The sequence below is a fragment of the Bacillus sp. 220_BSPC genome (genome assembly GCF_001054655.1).
GTDB classification, from domain to species: domain Bacteria; phylum Bacillota; class Bacilli; order Bacillales; family DSM-1321; genus Peribacillus; species Peribacillus frigoritolerans.
This window is the reverse complement of sequence record NZ_JVPL01000109.1, coordinates 42,651-59,832: the sequence shown is the minus strand read 5'-3', so window position 1 is coordinate 59,832 and position 17,182 is coordinate 42,651. Positions and strand designations below refer to the sequence as shown.

At 34.4% G+C, this 17,182-nt stretch carries 11 protein-coding genes; all 11 read left to right on the top strand.

What is annotated here, in order from left to right; genetic code table 11:
• Positions 1 to 108 precede the first annotated feature (108 nt).
• The 11 genes from ADA55_RS07420 to ADA55_RS07375 all read left to right on the top strand — a co-directional run bounded on the left by ADA55_RS07420 (position 109) and on the right by ADA55_RS07375 (position 16,929).
• The gene (locus tag ADA55_RS07420) at positions 109 to 1,524 is read left to right on the top strand and encodes an oligosaccharide flippase family protein (protein WP_048681375.1); all 1,416 of its coding nucleotides are present in this window, start codon (positions 109 to 111) and stop codon (positions 1,522 to 1,524) included.
• Positions 1,525 to 2,227: 703 nt separating this feature from the next.
• Complete coding sequence (locus ADA55_RS07415) at positions 2,228 to 3,280, top strand: EpsG family protein (protein ID WP_048681371.1); 1,053 nt, start codon at positions 2,228 to 2,230, stop codon at positions 3,278 to 3,280.
• Positions 3,281 to 3,451: 171 nt separating this feature from the next.
• Positions 3,452 to 4,747: a beta-galactosidase gene (locus tag ADA55_RS07410; RefSeq protein ID WP_105718778.1), complete on the top strand. Its 1,296-nt coding sequence runs from the start codon at positions 3,452 to 3,454 to the stop codon at positions 4,745 to 4,747.
• 323 nt (positions 4,748 to 5,070) lie between these two features.
• The gene (locus tag ADA55_RS07405) at positions 5,071 to 6,213 is read left to right on the top strand and encodes a nucleotidyltransferase domain-containing protein (protein ID WP_048681437.1); all 1,143 of its coding nucleotides are present in this window, start codon (positions 5,071 to 5,073) and stop codon (positions 6,211 to 6,213) included.
• 1,445 nt (positions 6,214 to 7,658) lie between these two features.
• Positions 7,659 to 9,596 carry a lasso peptide isopeptide bond-forming cyclase gene (locus ADA55_RS07400; protein WP_048681367.1) on the top strand — a complete coding sequence of 646 codons (1,938 nt, stop codon included), beginning with the start codon at positions 7,659 to 7,661 and terminating at the stop codon, positions 9,594 to 9,596.
• Positions 9,597 to 9,610: 14 nt separating this feature from the next.
• Positions 9,611 to 9,745 (top strand): paeninodin family lasso peptide, encoded by a 135-nt coding sequence (locus tag ADA55_RS29225; protein WP_105718777.1) that lies wholly within the window; start codon positions 9,611 to 9,613, stop codon positions 9,743 to 9,745.
• Positions 9,746 to 9,837: 92 nt separating this feature from the next.
• On the top strand, positions 9,838 to 10,773 hold the full coding sequence (locus ADA55_RS07395) for an aldolase (protein ID WP_048681364.1): 936 nt from the start codon (positions 9,838 to 9,840) through the stop codon (positions 10,771 to 10,773).
• Positions 10,767 to 11,066: a lasso peptide biosynthesis PqqD family chaperone gene (locus ADA55_RS07390; RefSeq protein WP_048681361.1), complete on the top strand. Its 300-nt coding sequence runs from the start codon at positions 10,767 to 10,769 to the stop codon at positions 11,064 to 11,066. The genes ADA55_RS07395 and ADA55_RS07390 overlap by 7 nt, the downstream gene beginning before the upstream one ends.
• A 49-nt stretch (positions 11,067 to 11,115) precedes the next feature.
• Positions 11,116 to 11,589 carry a lasso peptide biosynthesis B2 protein gene (locus ADA55_RS07385; RefSeq protein ID WP_048681359.1) on the top strand — a complete coding sequence of 158 codons (474 nt, stop codon included), beginning with the start codon at positions 11,116 to 11,118 and terminating at the stop codon, positions 11,587 to 11,589.
• 362 nt (positions 11,590 to 11,951) lie between these two features.
• Positions 11,952 to 13,751: an ABC transporter ATP-binding protein gene (locus tag ADA55_RS07380; RefSeq protein WP_048681356.1), complete on the top strand. Its 1,800-nt coding sequence runs from the start codon at positions 11,952 to 11,954 to the stop codon at positions 13,749 to 13,751.
• Positions 13,752 to 13,956: 205 nt separating this feature from the next.
• A complete protein-coding gene (locus tag ADA55_RS07375; RefSeq protein WP_048681352.1) occupies positions 13,957 to 16,929 on the top strand; it encodes a hypothetical protein in 2,973 nt (990 codons plus the stop codon).
• Positions 16,930 to 17,182 lie beyond the last annotated feature (253 nt).

Below are 17,182 nucleotides of genomic sequence, written 5' to 3'. Positions count from 1 at the left end.
CAAAGCAAAGTTGAGCAAGGAGTATACACCTAAAACCATTGAGAATGTTTTTATAAAAAACTTATAGACCGAAGGTAATTTAATGACTAGTAAGGTTGATAGATATAAATGAATAATTATAAAAAATTGGTTAATAATTCACTTATTTTTGCTGTAGGGAACTTAGGAACTAAATTGATTGTTTTTTTTCTTGTTCCTCTTTATACATATTACTTAACAAAAACTGAATTTGGTATGGTAGATTTGTTAACAAGTACCTTGAGTTTTTTGATGCCAATCTTCTCGTTGTGTATCTTTGATTCAGTATTAAGGTTTGCAATGGATAATAATTATGATAAACAAGCAGTATTAGCTAATTCACTAGTTGTTACATTTATTGGCTTTGTTTTGTCATTCTTAATTTATCCTATATTAATATATATATTACCATTCGATGATTTTATCCTTTATTTTTACTTACTATTATTTGTTCAATCGATTAATACTATATTGACACAGTATGTAAGAGCAATTGGAATGGTTAAATTATTTGCTTGTAGTGGACTTATTAATGCATTTATCCTATTAGTTTGTAATATATTCCTCCTTATGTTATTTCCTATGGGTATTGTTGGTTATCTATTCTCTCTTGTCATAGCTAATATTTTTAGTAGTTTATTTGTTATTATTGGCGGGAAAGTTCAAAATGATTTCAACGTAAAGAAAATAAACATTAAATTAACAAAAGAGATGCTACTATACAGCATTCCTTTAATTCCTAATGCATTGATGTGGTGGATTATGGGATTATCAGATAGATTTATAATTACATATTTTTTAGGGTTGAGCGCTAATGGGCTTTATGCTGTAGCAAACAAGATACCGAGTATTTTAAATATAATTAATTCTATATTTTTTCAAGCTTGGCAGATGTCTGCTATTGAGGAAGTTGATTCAAAAGATAAATCCAAATTCTTTTCAAATGTTTTTAATGTTTTTTCTATTGCTATGTTAGTATCGACTTCTCTATTACTAATACTATTAAAAATTATAATGAAGTTTTTTGTAGCAGATAATTATTTTGATGCTTGGCAATATGTACCTTTTTTATTGTTGGGAGTCGTATTCTCAAGTTTTTCTGGATTTTTAGGTACTAATTATATTGCAGCCAAAAAAACATCCGGTGTTTTTAAAACATCCGTGATAGGAGCTATTATAAATATTGTTGCGAATGTAATATTAATTCCAATAATAGGAATTAATGGTGCTTCTATAGGAACTATGCTTAGTTTTGCTGTAATATGGCTATTGAGAATTAAAGATACCAGGGAATTTGTAAAGGTAGAGATAAATATAAAAAAAATGGTTTTTACACTAATTGCTTTAATTGTTCAAATTGGATTATTGTATATGAATTTAGCATTTGAATGTTTATTTCAGATAATTATATTTATTATTATAATTTTGATAAATCAAAATGAAATGAAAGATATAATAATAAAGATTATGGGGTTTTTATCCAAAAGAAAAATACAATCTAAATAGATTTGAAGCACATTGTATAAAAATAAATTTTTATCATTAAATGAAAAATGAAACAATCTAAATTGGATTTTGGATTAAGAACACTTTAATTTTAACTGATTTTATTATTGTAAGCAGTGAGATTCGTGATTAAATTATTTTATTAAGACAATCTACACCTCTTAAAAAACTTCTTTTTTCCTAAGATCTACACTATAAAGTTGTTTGGAAATTACTTTAATTAAGTAAAAGAACTCCTGAAACCATCACAAAAAAGGCTGAGAATCTATTCAGCCTTTTTATTTCAAGCAGTTTAGTAGTTGTGATTCCAGGCATTACTATATTTTAATACCAAATTTGTTGAAAAAGGAAATGAAATAGCTCAAGATAGAAGGTTTAATTTCTTTAATACCTTTCATACTATAATAAGGAGTTTTTACTACAATAGTACAAAACGAAACATGTACATTTTTACTCATGTAATCAGTAAATCTTTAGTTTATATGAGTGGTTTTTTAGCGAGATTTAACATAAGTTATAGGTATTAAAAAAATTTGTTAAAGATTGCTTTTAAGTTAATAAAAAATTGTAGTATGGCATTTAATGTACATTTGTTTTGTAATCATTTTTTTAAAATGCTCAATAAAATTAAAAAATCGTCTTATTTTTTAATAAGTGTTAAATTATACTTTGATGATAAATATTTAAGAGACAGGTGAAATCTTTGGGAGTATATATTTTTTTATTTTCTCTAACCTCTATATTTTATTTAATTAGGAGATCAATTCCTCTAAAATTTCAAAATGGAATTTTGTTTATCTTATTCTTAGTGATATCTGCTATTGAAGGTTTCAGATATAAAGTTGGTACGGATACCCCAATGTATGAGGCAATTTATAATAATTCGTTAAATACAGAATATTCAAGTGCCTTTGTAGAAATTGGGTATCTTTATTTAAATAAATTTTTTGTAATGATGGGTCTTAGTTTTCAAGTATTTTTGTTGGTTACTGCACTTTTTATAAATTTTAATTTTATTAAAGGGTTTATCAAACTTAAACTTGATCCGTTTGCATCGCTTTTCTTTTATGTTACTACTGGCATTTATTTTTCTACATTTAATACATTAAGACAAGCAATAGCAATTTCTATAATTTTTTGTTCTTTAAAACTTGTTATAGAAAAGAAGTATATTAAATTCACTTCATTAGTATTTTTATCATTTTTTATACATAGAAGTGTTTTTGTAGCATTAATTATAATATTACTCAGTCGAGTTATTATTAATCCAATTATATTTATATATTTAATTACGTCATTATTTGTTGTATTAAACAGTCCTATTATTGATGAACTAATTTTATGGTCATTTAATTATTTACCAATAAAATATTCAATGTATATGGATGGAATATTAAATGATAATGGAGTAAAGTTTTTTAATTTAATATTACCTACATTTATTCTGATAATAGTAATATTGGGGTATAAGAAATTTATAAAGTTAAATGAAAATAATAAATTATTTATTAATCTATATTTTATTTTTTATTTATGTTTAATAATATCTACTAAATTCCTACTATTTTATAGGATTTCTAGTTATTTTGAAATCTCTCTCATATTGATATTACCATCAATTGCTTTATTATTTAATTATAAAGATAGACGCATTATTGATATAATTACTGTTTTAATTTTCGTTGTATATATAGTAGGTAAAATCTTGTTAGGTCATTATGGCGTTATTCCATACTCTGTTAACTTTAGTTTGTGAATTTAAGTGAATTTGGGTAAATATCATTTACGAAAAGTTATGACAAAGCTATATTCTTTCACTTTTTATAAGGGGAATACTGATCGCCTTACTAGATTCTTTTGAGAAAAATATCGTTAAAAATAAATGTGTGGAACTTTTAATGAATCTAAATAGTGAGGAGGCATTTTTGTGCACCATATTAAGTATAAAAAGTGGCTAGGAATCTTTTTGATTGTTTTATTAATAGGCGTTATATCTGTATATATGAAATTAGGTAATAATGATACATTAACTGAAGTCAATACATTTAAAACAAATAACAATTTAAGTGATCAAACTCCTATGCCTTATGGTATTGGAGTTGCGTTTCATTTTACCGGAAACCCTCCAGATATCATGATGATGAAAACTGCAGGAATAAATGTAGCAAGAACAGATTTATTTTGGTCAAAAATAGAAAAAGTGCAAGGGAAATATGATTATACAGAATATGACGAGTTAACTGACGGTTTAATTAAATCTGGAATCAAGCCTTATTATATTCTCAATTACAGTAATCAACTCTATGAAAAGAATTTTTCCATTGTAACAAAAGAAGGACAAGAGGCATTTGTAAATTATGTTGATGATGTTACAAAAAGGTATAAGGGGCACGGCATAGTGTGGGAGATTTGGAATGAACCTAATCTTCTTAAATATTGGGACACTCGACCTAACTATGAAGATTACTCTACATTAGTTATAAAGGTATCAAAAGTCATTCGGAAAAATGATCCTAGTGGAATTATTGTGGCTCCTGCTTTAGCAGGATTAAATGATGAAGCATTAATGTGGCTAGATGAAATATTAAAGAAAAAAGTATTGGATAATATAGATGCGATATCGGTTCATCCTTATCGCACCACTTCACCTGAAACAGTGATTCAAGATTACAAAACATTAAGGGATTTGCTGAAAAAATATAAAAAGGATTTTCCTATAATATCTGGTGAATGGGGATATTCAACAGGTAAAGAATGGTATAATTTAAAATTAACTGAAAAGCAACAAGCTCAGTATCTTGTTAGGATGTTCCTGATTAACGAATACCAAGAAATACCAATTAGTATTTGGTATGATTGGAAAAATGATGGCACTGATTCAAATGAAGGAGAACATAATTTTGGAATTCGACAGAATGATGTTTCAAAATCGAAAGAAGCTTTTATTGCTTTAAGCACTATGACTAATATATTGTCTGGTTATGTATTTTCTAATCGAATTGATGTTGGGAACCCAAACGACTTCGTACTTGAATTTTCAAATCTCAAAGGTGAGAATGTTACAGTATTTTGGACAACTGACATAGATCATCAAATAAAATTTTCCGGACAAGGAAAAAGGCAAATAATTTCTATGTATGGGGATAACCTAGGCAATTTTATTTTGGACAATAGTACCACGCTTGAAATTACTGCAAGTCCAAGATACTTAATTCTTCATTAATACCTTATAGCGGTTTTTTAGGTAAACCTTTCACAAAGTGAAAGGTTTAGTAAAATTAGCCGATGAGATGATGTATATTGGTGCAAGTAATATTTAAAATGGTTATATTTTGTTATTGTTAGAATAACTTGGTATAAAAATAATGAGTAGAAAATAATATAAATATTTACATAAGTGAATGAATTTCATCATTCCAATCCTTTGTCTCCCAGGCGTTTCAGACATGAAAAAAGGAGTACCTCCCCAAATTCTTGTATAATGTAAGTGACGAAACGAACAAGTTATATACTCATGACATTAAGAAAAACTTTAAGGAGAAGATAATGGAAGACAAAATGAGTCTCGATTTGGCGCCAATACCTAATGAATTAAAATTGTTGCTTGAAATTCTGAAGAAAGAAACTGACGATGATGTTATTTGGTTAAACCAATCGTTAAATGACATTGATTGGGAATATTTTCTCCAATTAGCAATGCATCATCGTATTTATCCATTAGTTTATTCAAATTTAAAAGAATTAGATAAAACATGGATTCCTCATCACGTAATTAATATTTTATCCCAGAAATATAAAAAAAACACATATAAAATGCTGCAATTATGCGGGGAAATGGATTATATAAGTAAATTATTCGCTGAAAATAAGATACGTCTTCTATTTTTGAAAGGACCGGTAATTGCTGATGATTTGTTCGGTGATATTTCACTACGAACTTCTAGAGATTTAGATATACTAATTCCTATAAATGATTTAGAAAAAGCAGAAAAGGTTCTTCTTAGTTCTGGATATGAAAGAATCGATTCTTATTCATTAAATAATTGGAATTGGAAGCACTACCATATATTATATTCCCATCCTCAGAAGCAAATTCAGATAGAAATTCATTGGAGATTACATCCTCGTCCCACAATAGAACCAAGTTTTCAGGATTTATGGGAGCGAAAAAGAATTAGTAATTTAACAACACATCCTATCTATCTATTGGGGAAAGAGGATTTATTTTTATTTCTTATTACTCATGGTGCCCGACATGGTTGGTCTCGCCTTCGCTGGTTAATAGATATCGATAAAATGATTAGGGATGGTATAGATTTACGGAAAACTACCTTGTTAATGAAAAATTTCCACTACAATCATATAGGGGGTCAAGCGTTTATTTTAGCATCTCAGCTCTTGAATACCCCATTTAACAAAGATAAACAATTTTTGTTAAATGGAGGTGAATCAAGAAAATTAGCTCAAAAAGCTATATACTTTATAAAGGATATCAATGAATTTAATTATCCAAAAGGTTATATGTTTTCATTGAAGTCTAATAATCAAAAAATTCTTTTTATTATGAATTTATTTTATCCTAATTATATAGATGCAGAAACACTTATATTGCCTAAATTTTTAAAATTTTTACATTTTCCTTTGCGTCCTTTTTTATGGATTTGGAGAAAAACAAGGAAAGCTTCCTAATATTTAATGGTTGAAAAGTTTATTGTCTTAAAAATTTCCCACTTGTTTTTATAGATGCTTCAATAGAATTGTATGAATCTATAAATCTTTAATCGATTGCTAACTCCTTGAGTGAGCATGATTTCTTTCTAATCAAACGGGTTTCCCCTTTATTTTGGGAGATGTTACTTGGAGCAGAAGGTTTTTCCTTTCTTCGCGTACTAAATCTCTTGGTTAAAGATTTTAGTAAGTAATCAACTGTTGCTTCGACTTCCTGAAAATGTTCTCTTATCTAACTTAAGCAGCTTGGCAATTCCTGAATCTACCCATTCAATCCAAGTCAGCTCCTTTCAGAACCTGATCATATTGCTGGAGACCTCCTTCAGCCTTCGGCATAGTTGGTAAATGGCATCTTGGGTACTGAGCAAATTCCTCCATCGTTAATGAGCTGGTAGAATAACTGTTTAATCAACTTAGCCGAAGGGTGATCATGATCGGAAGCGATGGTTAGTGCCTCTGTTATTCTTATCATCTTTTTGACCGAATGCCTAGGGAACCCGTAAGATTAAAGTCGAGCTGCACTACTTGAGGATCACTGTGCTCAGACGCCGTATTGGTCGCATTATGAGAACAAGGATTTGTTTCTTCGTATAGGACTGCACTGATAAAATCACAGAAAACTTCATTCAATGAAGTCATGCCAGGAAAAGAATCGAAAGGCAAGCTTCAGCAGGCAGAAGCGGAAAAAGTGATTGTGAGCGATTTATAACATATGTTATCAAAAACATCTGGCATTATGCCCCAAAGTCCACTTGCAGTGAACAAGCCACTGACCCAAGTGGTTAAACTGCCTGATTAGCCTTCATTTATTAGTTCTTTCTTTCGGGTTGATATATAGTTCCGGACCGTACGATCAGAACCTTTGAAATCAACTCTTTTTTTGATTGTTCCCACTTTATCTGGCCGTTCTACGAAACTTCCTTTTTTGTTTAAAAACCTCTAGAATCCATTCATCTAGGATATGTTTGATTAGATCCATTACTGTTATTAAAGAGATATGCCAGTGGCCGAGATTCAGTCAGCTAAAGACCAAACAAGAAAGAACTTCTCCAACTGAAGTGTAATTTCTTTAGGGTTGTTGGAAAGTGTTTTTTTAACCTGCAGCGCCCTACTATAAAAGTTATTGACATAGGCATAAATAAATGGTAATTTTAGCTTATATAATTCGTTATAAAGAACAAAATGTTCGTTAAAAACAAGTTAATTCAACATCTATCTATTTACATAATAGACATGTGTTAATAAAACAATACTATTTATTTTTATTCAAACTATTTAAAAGCATAACTACAAAAAACTAGAATATGTGAATAAAGGAATAATAAAATATTTATAAATTTTTTATTATTATTATTATATCAAAACTCCAAGAAACTTTGGTAGAGAGAGATTAGCAGGGGGAAGTCATGAGCGCTATCACCGGAATTTATGAGATAAATAAAGAATCAGTAAATCTCCAGCATGCCTATGGTTTAATGACGGCTTTACAGAAATACCCTGCTGACTCTATCCAAATATGGTATTCAGAAAAGGTTTTTCTCGGTTGTCACGCTCAATGGATTACTCCCGAATCTGTAGGTGAACAGCTCCCGTTTTACGATTTTGAAAGGCGATGTACAATCACTGCTGATGCTATTATTGATAATCGTGAAGAGTTATATCAGATGTTGCAAGTAAAACCAATACATCAAAAAGGCATGACTGATAGTGAACTGATACTACTTTCTTACTATAAGTGGGAGGAAGATGCCCCTAAGTTCTTAGTAGGAGATTTTGCTTTTGTGATCTGGGACGAAAAAAGACAGAAAATGTTTGGCGCAAGAGATTATGGAGGAAGCCGAACGCTTTATTATTATAGGGATCAACATAGATTTGTTTTCTCTACGACAATAGACCCTTTATTTTCTTTACCGTATGTCCAAAAGACATTGAATGACGATTGGCTTGCAGAACATTTAGCTATACCTGATATGGTCGATGCTGCGAATCCCTCATCAACAGTCTATCGATACATAGAACAAATACCACCTTCTCATACGATTTCAATAGTGGATAAAAGAGTGTCACTATCCAGATTCTCTGCTATAACGATGGGAAAACAGTTAAGACTAAAGTCTAATGGGGAATATGAAGAAGCATTCCGTGAAGTTTTTCAGAAAGCGGTTAATGCTAAAATACGTACACATAAAAACGTTGGTGCTCAACTTAGTGGCGGGTTGGATTCCGGATCTGTCGTCAGTTTTGCTGCGAATACACTTCGTAAAGAAAGGAAACGAGTACATACATTCAGTTATATTCCAACCGATGATTTTGTTGATTTTACACCCAAACATCGAGTGGCAGACGAAAGGCCGTTTATCCAATCCATTGTGCAGCATGTAGGTAATATTAACGATGACTATTTAGATTTTAAAGGGAAAAGCTCTCTTTCAGAAATGGATGAAATGCTTGAAATTATGGAAATGCCTTATAAATTTTTTGAAAACTCCTTTTGGTTAAAGGGTACTTACGAAAAGGCTCACGAGCAAGGAGTAGGCGTGCTTTTAAACGGGGCAGGAGGAAATTTCACCATATCCTGGGGACCGGCAATGGAACATTATGCAGTGTTACTAAAAAAAATAAAGTGGATGCGTCTTTATAAAGAAATGAACCTTTACTCTAAAAATACAGAAATAAAAAAATCTAAAGTTTTTTCTGCAATTAGAAAAACTGCATTTCCAAATTTAACACGAAAATTCCCACTTGAAGATCCATTTAGTTTCCCTATATTGATTAATCAAGATTTCGCAGACAGGACCAAGGTTTTCGCTAAATTAAACGAGAATGGTATTGATCATGTAGGTTCATCTTTAACAAACGCTTATGAAGCTAGGAAAGATTGGTTTGAAAAAGAGCATTTTTGGAATGCTTCTGGGACAGCTTCCGCCAAATTATCGTTGCGGTATGCATTATGGAATCGTGATCCTACCAATGATTTACGAGTGATTAGATATTGCTTATCCGTACCAGAAGAACAGTTCGTCCAACAAGGGTATAATCGATCTCTTATTCGCAGATCAACAAAGGATTATTTGCCCGATAACGTACGTTTGAACCAACGTGTCCGGGGTATACAAGCAGCTGATTGGGTTCACCGCATCACCCCTTCTTGGAAACCTTTAATGGATGAGCTTCAACAGTTGACAAAGGGTTCTGTAGTTGCTGAGTTTCTAAACATCGGATTATTGAATACATTGATTTCAAAATTTAAGGCAGAACCTAGAAGCGAATATGCATTTAATCCAGAATTCAGGGTGTTGATGCGTAGCTTAATCGTCTATCGGTTCATTAAAAACTTGACCTGAAAGGAGGTGAGAATATGAAAAAGGAATGGGAAAAGCCAGTATTAGAAGTACTAGATATTAATATGACAATGTTAGGTTCCAAAAACGGAGGCGTTGATTTTTATGTTAAAGATCCGTTTGATGGCGAAGAAGCAGTATTGCATAGTTAATTGTTTAGAGATATTACTTCCATGCCCTTGTACGGACTCAAATTAGTATAAGGGCTTTGTTAAATTTATTTTTAGAGTTAGGGTGTGAGGTAATGGTTGGAGTTCACAAAAAAGTCCTATACAAAGCTTTTGGGTTAAATGTAGATAGTTCCATCATTCTTCCGGAATTACCAATCATCAATAATTTCAATGACCGGGTGGATGTTGAGATAGAAGTGAAAGATTTATCAACGGTATGGAAAGAACTCGTACCTAAGTCGGATAAATATCTTGTGAAAGACAATATGGTCTTGTTTAGGATCATAAATACCGCCACTTTTTGTATACAAGACGGAAAGAAAATTACTGTTTCCCCAATGAAGGGGGCAGATGAAGATAAAATTCGGCTTTTTATCCTTGGAACTTGTATGGGGGCGCTCTTGATTCAAAGAAAGGTGATTCCTTTACATGGAAGTGCTATAGAAGTTGATGGTAATGCCTATGCCATTATCGGGGAATCAGGAGCTGGAAAATCTACGCTTGCCTCAGCTTTCATAAACATGCGATACAAGCTATTAAGTGATGATGTCATCGCTGTATCTTTTTCTGAAAATAACATTCCTTATGTAACTCCTGCTTATCCACAACAGAAATTATGGGATACAAGTTTAAAAGAGTTTGGAATAAATAGCAACAAATTCCGGCCTATCATTGAAAGAGAGTCAAAGTTTGCAATCCCGGTCCACTCCGAATTTTCTAAGGAAGCACTACCATTGGCTGGTATTTTTGAATTAGTAAAAACAGAGAGCGAATATATTAAACTTCAAAAGATTGAAGGGATTGAACGATTTCGCACACTATTTACCCATACTTACCGGAATTTTTTAATTGAGTTATTAGATGAAATGGAGTGGCACTTTATTTGTTCAACTAGGCTTGTCGAACATCTAGATATCTTCCAACTAAGTCGCCCTGTTTCAGAATTCACAGCAAATAGTTTAGCATCAACCGTTTTACAAACTATACAAAAGGAGAAGATAACATGCTAGATATTCAAAAGATTTCATTACATGCAACCATTGAACAAAGTAAAGGAAACGTTGCGAGCGATATGGACGGAGAAAAAGTTTTAATGAGTATAAAGAACAGCAAATATTATAATTTGGGTCGAATTGGCGGCGTAATATGGGACTTAATTGATAAGCCAATCTCTACTAGTAAGCTGATTAAAACTCTGATGTCCCAATATGCAGTTGAGCAAAGGAAATGTGAGGAACATGTATATTCTTTTCTTGAACTTTTACATAAGGAAGGTTTAATCCAAATCGGGGAGGAAAAATAAACCAACGACGTATTTTACAAAGATTGATCATGGAGGGGCTAATATAATTATGAAAAAAATAAAGGCATTTCTTTTATTGAATTGGGAAACTAAAAGGTTATTCATTGAGGCACTCTTTTTTTTAGGTTGGGCTCGTATCCTAAAGAGCGTACCATTTAACAAGGTTGCTCCATCCCTTGGAGAGCATCTGAGTGAGACTTCCTTTTCCAGCGTGAATGGAAATGTCGCCATTCTAAAGAGTGTATCAAAGTCCATCAATATTATGAGCCGTAATACACTATGGGAAAGCCAGTGTCTAGTTAAGGCAATTGCTGCCATGAAAATGTTGGAAAGGCGAAATATTGAAAGTACCCTTTATTTAGGAACGGGTAAGGATGACGACGGGAAGTTTGCTGCCCATGCTTGGCTACGCAGTGGCCCCTACTACATAACAGGAGCTGATGTTATGGAAAGATTCATTGTTGTAGGGATCTTCGGAAAAAATTCATCTGATGGAAAAAATGAAAACACTAAGGCTACTTGATAAAAGAATAAACTGACGTTAATGACCTTTTCCATTTTGAAAGGACAGTGACAAACTAGAAGTTCATTTTAAAAGGGGTCCTTATAGACTAGTCCATTGACTATGGGAAAATCATTAAGCACCTTTTTTGTTAATTACATACTGAATCTATCTAGAGTAATTGAAAGGCATCCAACGTTATTTATTGGCGAAAATGTCTTTATTTCAAAATTCTTTAATCACGATTAGTTTTTGAATCTTTTGATCCTAACTTTGAAAACTATCTCCTATTAAAAAACTTCATTTCTGCAATGTAGTTCTGCATCCCTAAATTCTTGAGAAAAAAATTGGAACCTTTTCATGCCATAGGAGGATATATATAAATGAAACATGTGTTATTTTTCACAAACAAAATTCATTCCTTTTCAGGTAAAACGCTTTATATCAATCTTTTAGGCATGATTTTAACCAGTTTACTCGAAGGGATTGGGATATTTTTATTGATTCCATTAATCAGCCTTTCCGGAATCATGGTGTTTGATTCAACAAATACCCCAACCATCTCATGGATTTCCTCTTTTTTTCTTAGCATCCCTGAAACACTGAGCCTATCACTCATTTTAGGCATTTATGTAATATTGGTGATCGGACAAAGCTTGTTTCAACGAAGTCAACTTCTATTAAATGCGAAACTTCAACAGAGCTTTGTCCGACATTTAAGGGAACAAACATATAAATCCCTTCTACAAGCGAATTGGAGTTTTTTCTTAAATAAACGAAAATCGGATATTATCAACCTCATGACGACGGAAATTACCCGTGTAGGTGGAGGCATACAACTTTTTTTACAGTTCTTGGCATCTCTTGTTTTCACGTTGATTCAGGTAGGAATAGCATTTTGGTTATCTGCAGAAATGACCCTTATTGTGTTGTTTTTTGGTGTGGCCCTTATGGTTTGTTCGCGGACCTTCGTTCATAAATCAAACTCATTCGGAAAAGAGACCGTTCTTCTATCAAAATCCTATTTAGCTGTTATAACGGACCATTTTAATGGAATAAAAGACATAAAAAGCAATTCTCTTGAAGAACCGCATTTGGACTGGTTTCAAATGTTAAACGAAAAAATTGAAGGGAATATCATGAAATTCGTAAAACTCAAAACCACCTCACAGGCCATTTATAAAGTGTCTTCTGCTTCATTGATTGCGGTGTTAGTATTCTTTTCGGTGAAAATGTTTCAAGCCCAGCCAACCCAATTGATCCTCATTATCGTCATTTTCTCAAGGCTGTGGCCAAAGTTTTCGGGGATTCAGTCGAATCTTGAACAACTGGGAGCCACTGTCCCAAGTTTTAAGGCACTCATGGATTTACAGGATGAATGTTTGGCGGCTAAGGAAATCCATGATAGAGAAGTAGAAGAAATAAAGCCTATGGTCATAAAAAAAGGGATAGACTGCCAAGGAGTCTTTTTCCGTTATAACCCTGAGCAACCTGATTTTGCACTGCAAAATATTAACATTCAGATTCCAGTCAATCAAATGACGGCTATTGTGGGACGGTCTGGAGCGGGTAAAAGTACGTTGATTGATTTATTGATGGGTCTGAATCAGCCTGAAAAAGGAGCCGTCTTGATTGATGGAAACCAATTGGGGAGTGAAAATTTATTATCGCTGAGACGTTCCGTAAGTTATGTACCACAAGATCCGTTTTTGTTTAATGCAACCATTAGGGAAAATCTATTAATCATTGAACGAAGTGCAACTGAAGAGGAAATCTGGGAAGCGCTCGAGTTCTCAGTTGCAGCTGACTTTGTAAGGAAACTTCCTCTAGGTTTAGATACCCTAATAGGAGATAGGGGGATAAAGCTTTCAGGAGGAGAGCGCCAAAGGCTCGTATTAGCCCGTGCTATTTTGAGAAAACCATCCATACTGGTTTTAGATGAAGCGACAAGTGCGTTGGATACCGAAAATGAAGCAAAAATACAATCTGCAATCGAAACATTAAAGGGAACTATGACAATCATCATCATAGCCCATCGATTATCTACCATCCGTAATGCGGACCAAGTGGTCGTAATGGATCAAGGGAAAATCATTCAGTTAGGTGGTTTCAATCAGTTGGCAGTAGAAAAAAAGGGAATGTTTAGGAAACTGCTAAATAACCAGATGGAATCAAGCATGTGAATGTAATAGGTTACCAGATATACTCTTTTCTGAGTTTTTATAATTACACTGGGTCGTATTATGAATAGAATACATCTTATGAGAATCAGCCAACCTAGAATTTTTAGCGAATTTGAGGGGAGGTGGTTTTTCGGTTACTAGTGGGTAAATAGAGCAAGGAAGTTGGGTGCTTAACAGGTTGTAAAATTAGATTAGGGGGTCCCTGATGGATCGGAACTTTGGAATGCGTTTATCTGGTAGTTTATTCGTGGTGTTGGTTTTGTTCATGATGATTCAAAGCGTCGTTTTTGGATCTGAACAGCCAAGCGAAAGTAGTAGGAAAGACACCCCATTCCCTACCCAAGCTCCAAGTAACAGAATGTCTTTGAACGCACTGTATGGTGGAAACATTGGAAATGACTTTGTTAAAGCTCAAGTAGGTTCCGACGGACGATTCAATGCTGGACTAAGAGCCATAGATGAAGAAGACGACTGGTTCAATCTCATCTACAGTTGGCCATCAAGCCCTAGTACGTCTTTTACCTCATTAAAGGTCGATGGAGCGGACCTGATTTATGGAAATCAACCAGATGGACATTTTATCCAAACTCCCACAAACAATGAGGAAAATACAAATAATGAATCCGTTTGGAAAACGGGCGATATTTCAGTCAAGCAAGTTTTGCAGGCTGGAATCAACCCAGCTACAGGGCAACCAGATGCCCTGCAAATTCGTTACATCATAACGAATACGGGCAATGAAAACCATGAAGTTGGCCTGAGAATGATGTTGGATACAATGGTGGATGGAAACGATCGTGCACCATTTAAAGTGCCCGGAGCAAAGGGTGTGGAATCCGTGGATGTCGAAAGAGATTACCGGGGAGAAGAAGTTCCCGCATTCTGGCAGGCTTTTAATAACTTTGATAATCCGGATATCAGTGCCCAATACAGCATGGGTGGACGTGACGCATCGACTCCAGACCGCTTTACGATAGCAAACTGGGGAAGGATAAATGGAACGAAGTGGGATTATAACATTTTGCCTGGGTCTGATACTGGTGACAGTGCAGTAGGCATGTGGTGGAATCCAAAAACACTTGCCCCTGGAGAGCAAAAGATCATCACCACTTATTATGGTAGACCTGGTGTCGGTGGAGAAGAGGCGCTTGTTCTAAGCGGAAGGCAGAAATTAACGTATGATGAATGGTCATCTGCTCCGTTTAATGTCATCTCTTATTTTACTAATAGTACAAGTTCAACGTTAAACAATGTCACACTAAAGATTGAAACGGATCAAGGGGTCTCTCTTGTTGATGCGGATACGGAACAATCTTTAGGAGTGGTTCAAAGTGGGGCAACTGCTCAATCCACGTGGAAGCTTAAACCTAACAGACATGGCAAACATAAGATAACGGTTAAAGCATTTGTGGATGGTTCTGATGAACCTTTTGCATCCGCAGAATATGAAGTCGAGGCACTAGAGCCTGTAATCCCGCCTAACATTACCTTGGGTGGAAGTTATGGAACATCTGCGGATGGAACCCCAATCGCGGGTCGTACAAGTCCTTTAACGGTTAATGCATCTTTTGATAAATCAAAAGCCATAGGGGTCACGTTAATCGCAACGGATGCGGACGGTGATCGTTATGAGAATGATATGAATTCAACGAATGCTGTGGATTGGAAACATACTTTTACACCGAGCGAGGAAGGACTTTGGGAATCACCAATGACTATTAAGGTAATTCCTCGTTATGAAGATGGAACGACGGGGCAAGCACAGGAATTCCCGATTATACTTATAGATCCAAGTGGGTATATCTATAATGAAGACAAGGGGACGGATTGGAAACTTCCTGGAGCAAAAGTGGTCCTTCAATACTTCGATCCACAGATTCAAACGTGGGTGAATATGAGTGAAGAGGCCTACCCAGGTAGAATGTCGCCGATTACTAATCCTCAAACAACTGGTAATGACGGCAAATATGCTTGGGATGCCGCAGCCGGAAAGTACAGAGTAGTTGTCAGCCGTCCTGGATTTGAAACCACAACGAGTCGTGAAGTGGTTGTTCCTCCTCCTGTAACAGATCTGAATGTTGCTTTGGAGCCGACGGACGATGTAAAACCTACTATCACGTCTGATGGAGTTACTGAAGGTCGCACTTATACAGACCCTGTCAGAATCACCTTCTCTTCAAGTGATAATGAAGCTGGAGTACGTTATGTCAGCTATAAAGTTGATGGGAAAGAGGCAGTCAAAACGAACGGGGATAGTGATAGTCTCCCGGCCGTTAATAGTTCGGGTCAACACACTATCATTTTGACTTCTGTAGATCATGCAGGAAATGAAGCTGTAAAGGAAATAAAATTTGAAATCGTAATTCCTGAGCCTGCTGAGGAAATGTTGCCTTTAGCTACTGCTGCTATTGATAAGAGCAATTCCGCTCAAACTAGTATCAAGGCTGCTTTGGATAAAATTAAGCTTAGCAAAGAGGACCTAAATAAAGCTATTACGGCAAATGCCGAAGAAAAAGCGAAAATAGCATCATTAAAAGAACTTCTGGCAGCTTATAATGGAGCGAATATACCTTCTAGCCAATTACAGGTGATTCGTAACTATGTTAAGACTGCAGAAGAACAAAATGCCTTAGCCAAGACAAAATTGGAGCAGGCATTGGCAACGGATTCATTGGCGACAGCTAAGGCCCGTATCGATGATGCACTAAGAGCAAATGGGTTATCGCTTAATTCCGTCACATTTGTTAAATCCAATCTAGTTGCCTATCGTACTGGTGCAGAGTTAGTGGATGCAGCTACTGTTGCGATTAATAAGAGCAATTCTACTCAAACGGGCATAAAGGATGCATCGGACAAAACGAAAGGCATACAAGAAGATGTAAATAAAGCGGTTACCACTAACAATGAAGCAAAAGTGAAAATAACTCGTTTAAAACAACAATTGTTTGTGTATAATGGAACGAAAATTCCCTCAAGCCAGTTACAAGTAATCCGAAACTATGTTAAGACTGCAGAAGAGCAAAACGTCATTGCCAAGACGAAGCTGGAACAGGCATTGGCTAGTGATTCCTTGTCTACCACTAAGGGACGAATTAATGAAGCACTTAGAGCAAATGGATTATCCATTAATTCCGTCACATTTGTTAGATCCAACTTAATTGCCTATCGTGTTAAGTAAAAAGTAACGGTGGGTTAAACAAAGGGAGCCTGAATTTTTTATTAGATTTAGGCTCCCTTGTTTGGATTTGTACTATTTATACAATAATTGCGTCAAACGTGGCGTTTATAATGGCCTTCTATTGCTCTTGAATTTACATGCTTGCACATGCGGATCTAATAACTCATTAAGAAAAACAATAAGGGAGTAAAATGAGTGTTTGCAATTTAATTGCAAAATGTATAAGATTCCTTCCATGATCTCATTATTTATA

Bases quoted from the DNA above. Each gene is read 5' to 3' on its own strand.
- ADA55_RS07420 (WP_048681375.1), top strand. From the start codon at position 109: ATGAATAATTATAAAAAATTGGTTAATAATTCACTTATTTTTGCTGTA.
- ADA55_RS07405 (WP_048681437.1), top strand. From the start codon at position 5,071: ATGGAAGACAAAATGAGTCTCGATTTGGCGCCAATACCTAATGAATTA.
- ADA55_RS07400 (WP_048681367.1), top strand. From the start codon at position 7,659: ATGAGCGCTATCACCGGAATTTATGAGATAAATAAAGAATCAGTAAAT.
- ADA55_RS29225 (WP_105718777.1), top strand. From the start codon at position 9,611: ATGAAAAAGGAATGGGAAAAGCCAGTATTAGAAGTACTAGATATTAAT.
- ADA55_RS07395 (WP_048681364.1), top strand. From the start codon at position 9,838: ATGGTTGGAGTTCACAAAAAAGTCCTATACAAAGCTTTTGGGTTAAAT.
- ADA55_RS07390 (WP_048681361.1), top strand. From the start codon at position 10,767: ATGCTAGATATTCAAAAGATTTCATTACATGCAACCATTGAACAAAGT.
- ADA55_RS07385 (WP_048681359.1), top strand. From the start codon at position 11,116: ATGAAAAAAATAAAGGCATTTCTTTTATTGAATTGGGAAACTAAAAGG.
- ADA55_RS07380 (WP_048681356.1), top strand. From the start codon at position 11,952: ATGAAACATGTGTTATTTTTCACAAACAAAATTCATTCCTTTTCAGGT.
- ADA55_RS07375 (WP_048681352.1), top strand. From the start codon at position 13,957: ATGGATCGGAACTTTGGAATGCGTTTATCTGGTAGTTTATTCGTGGTG.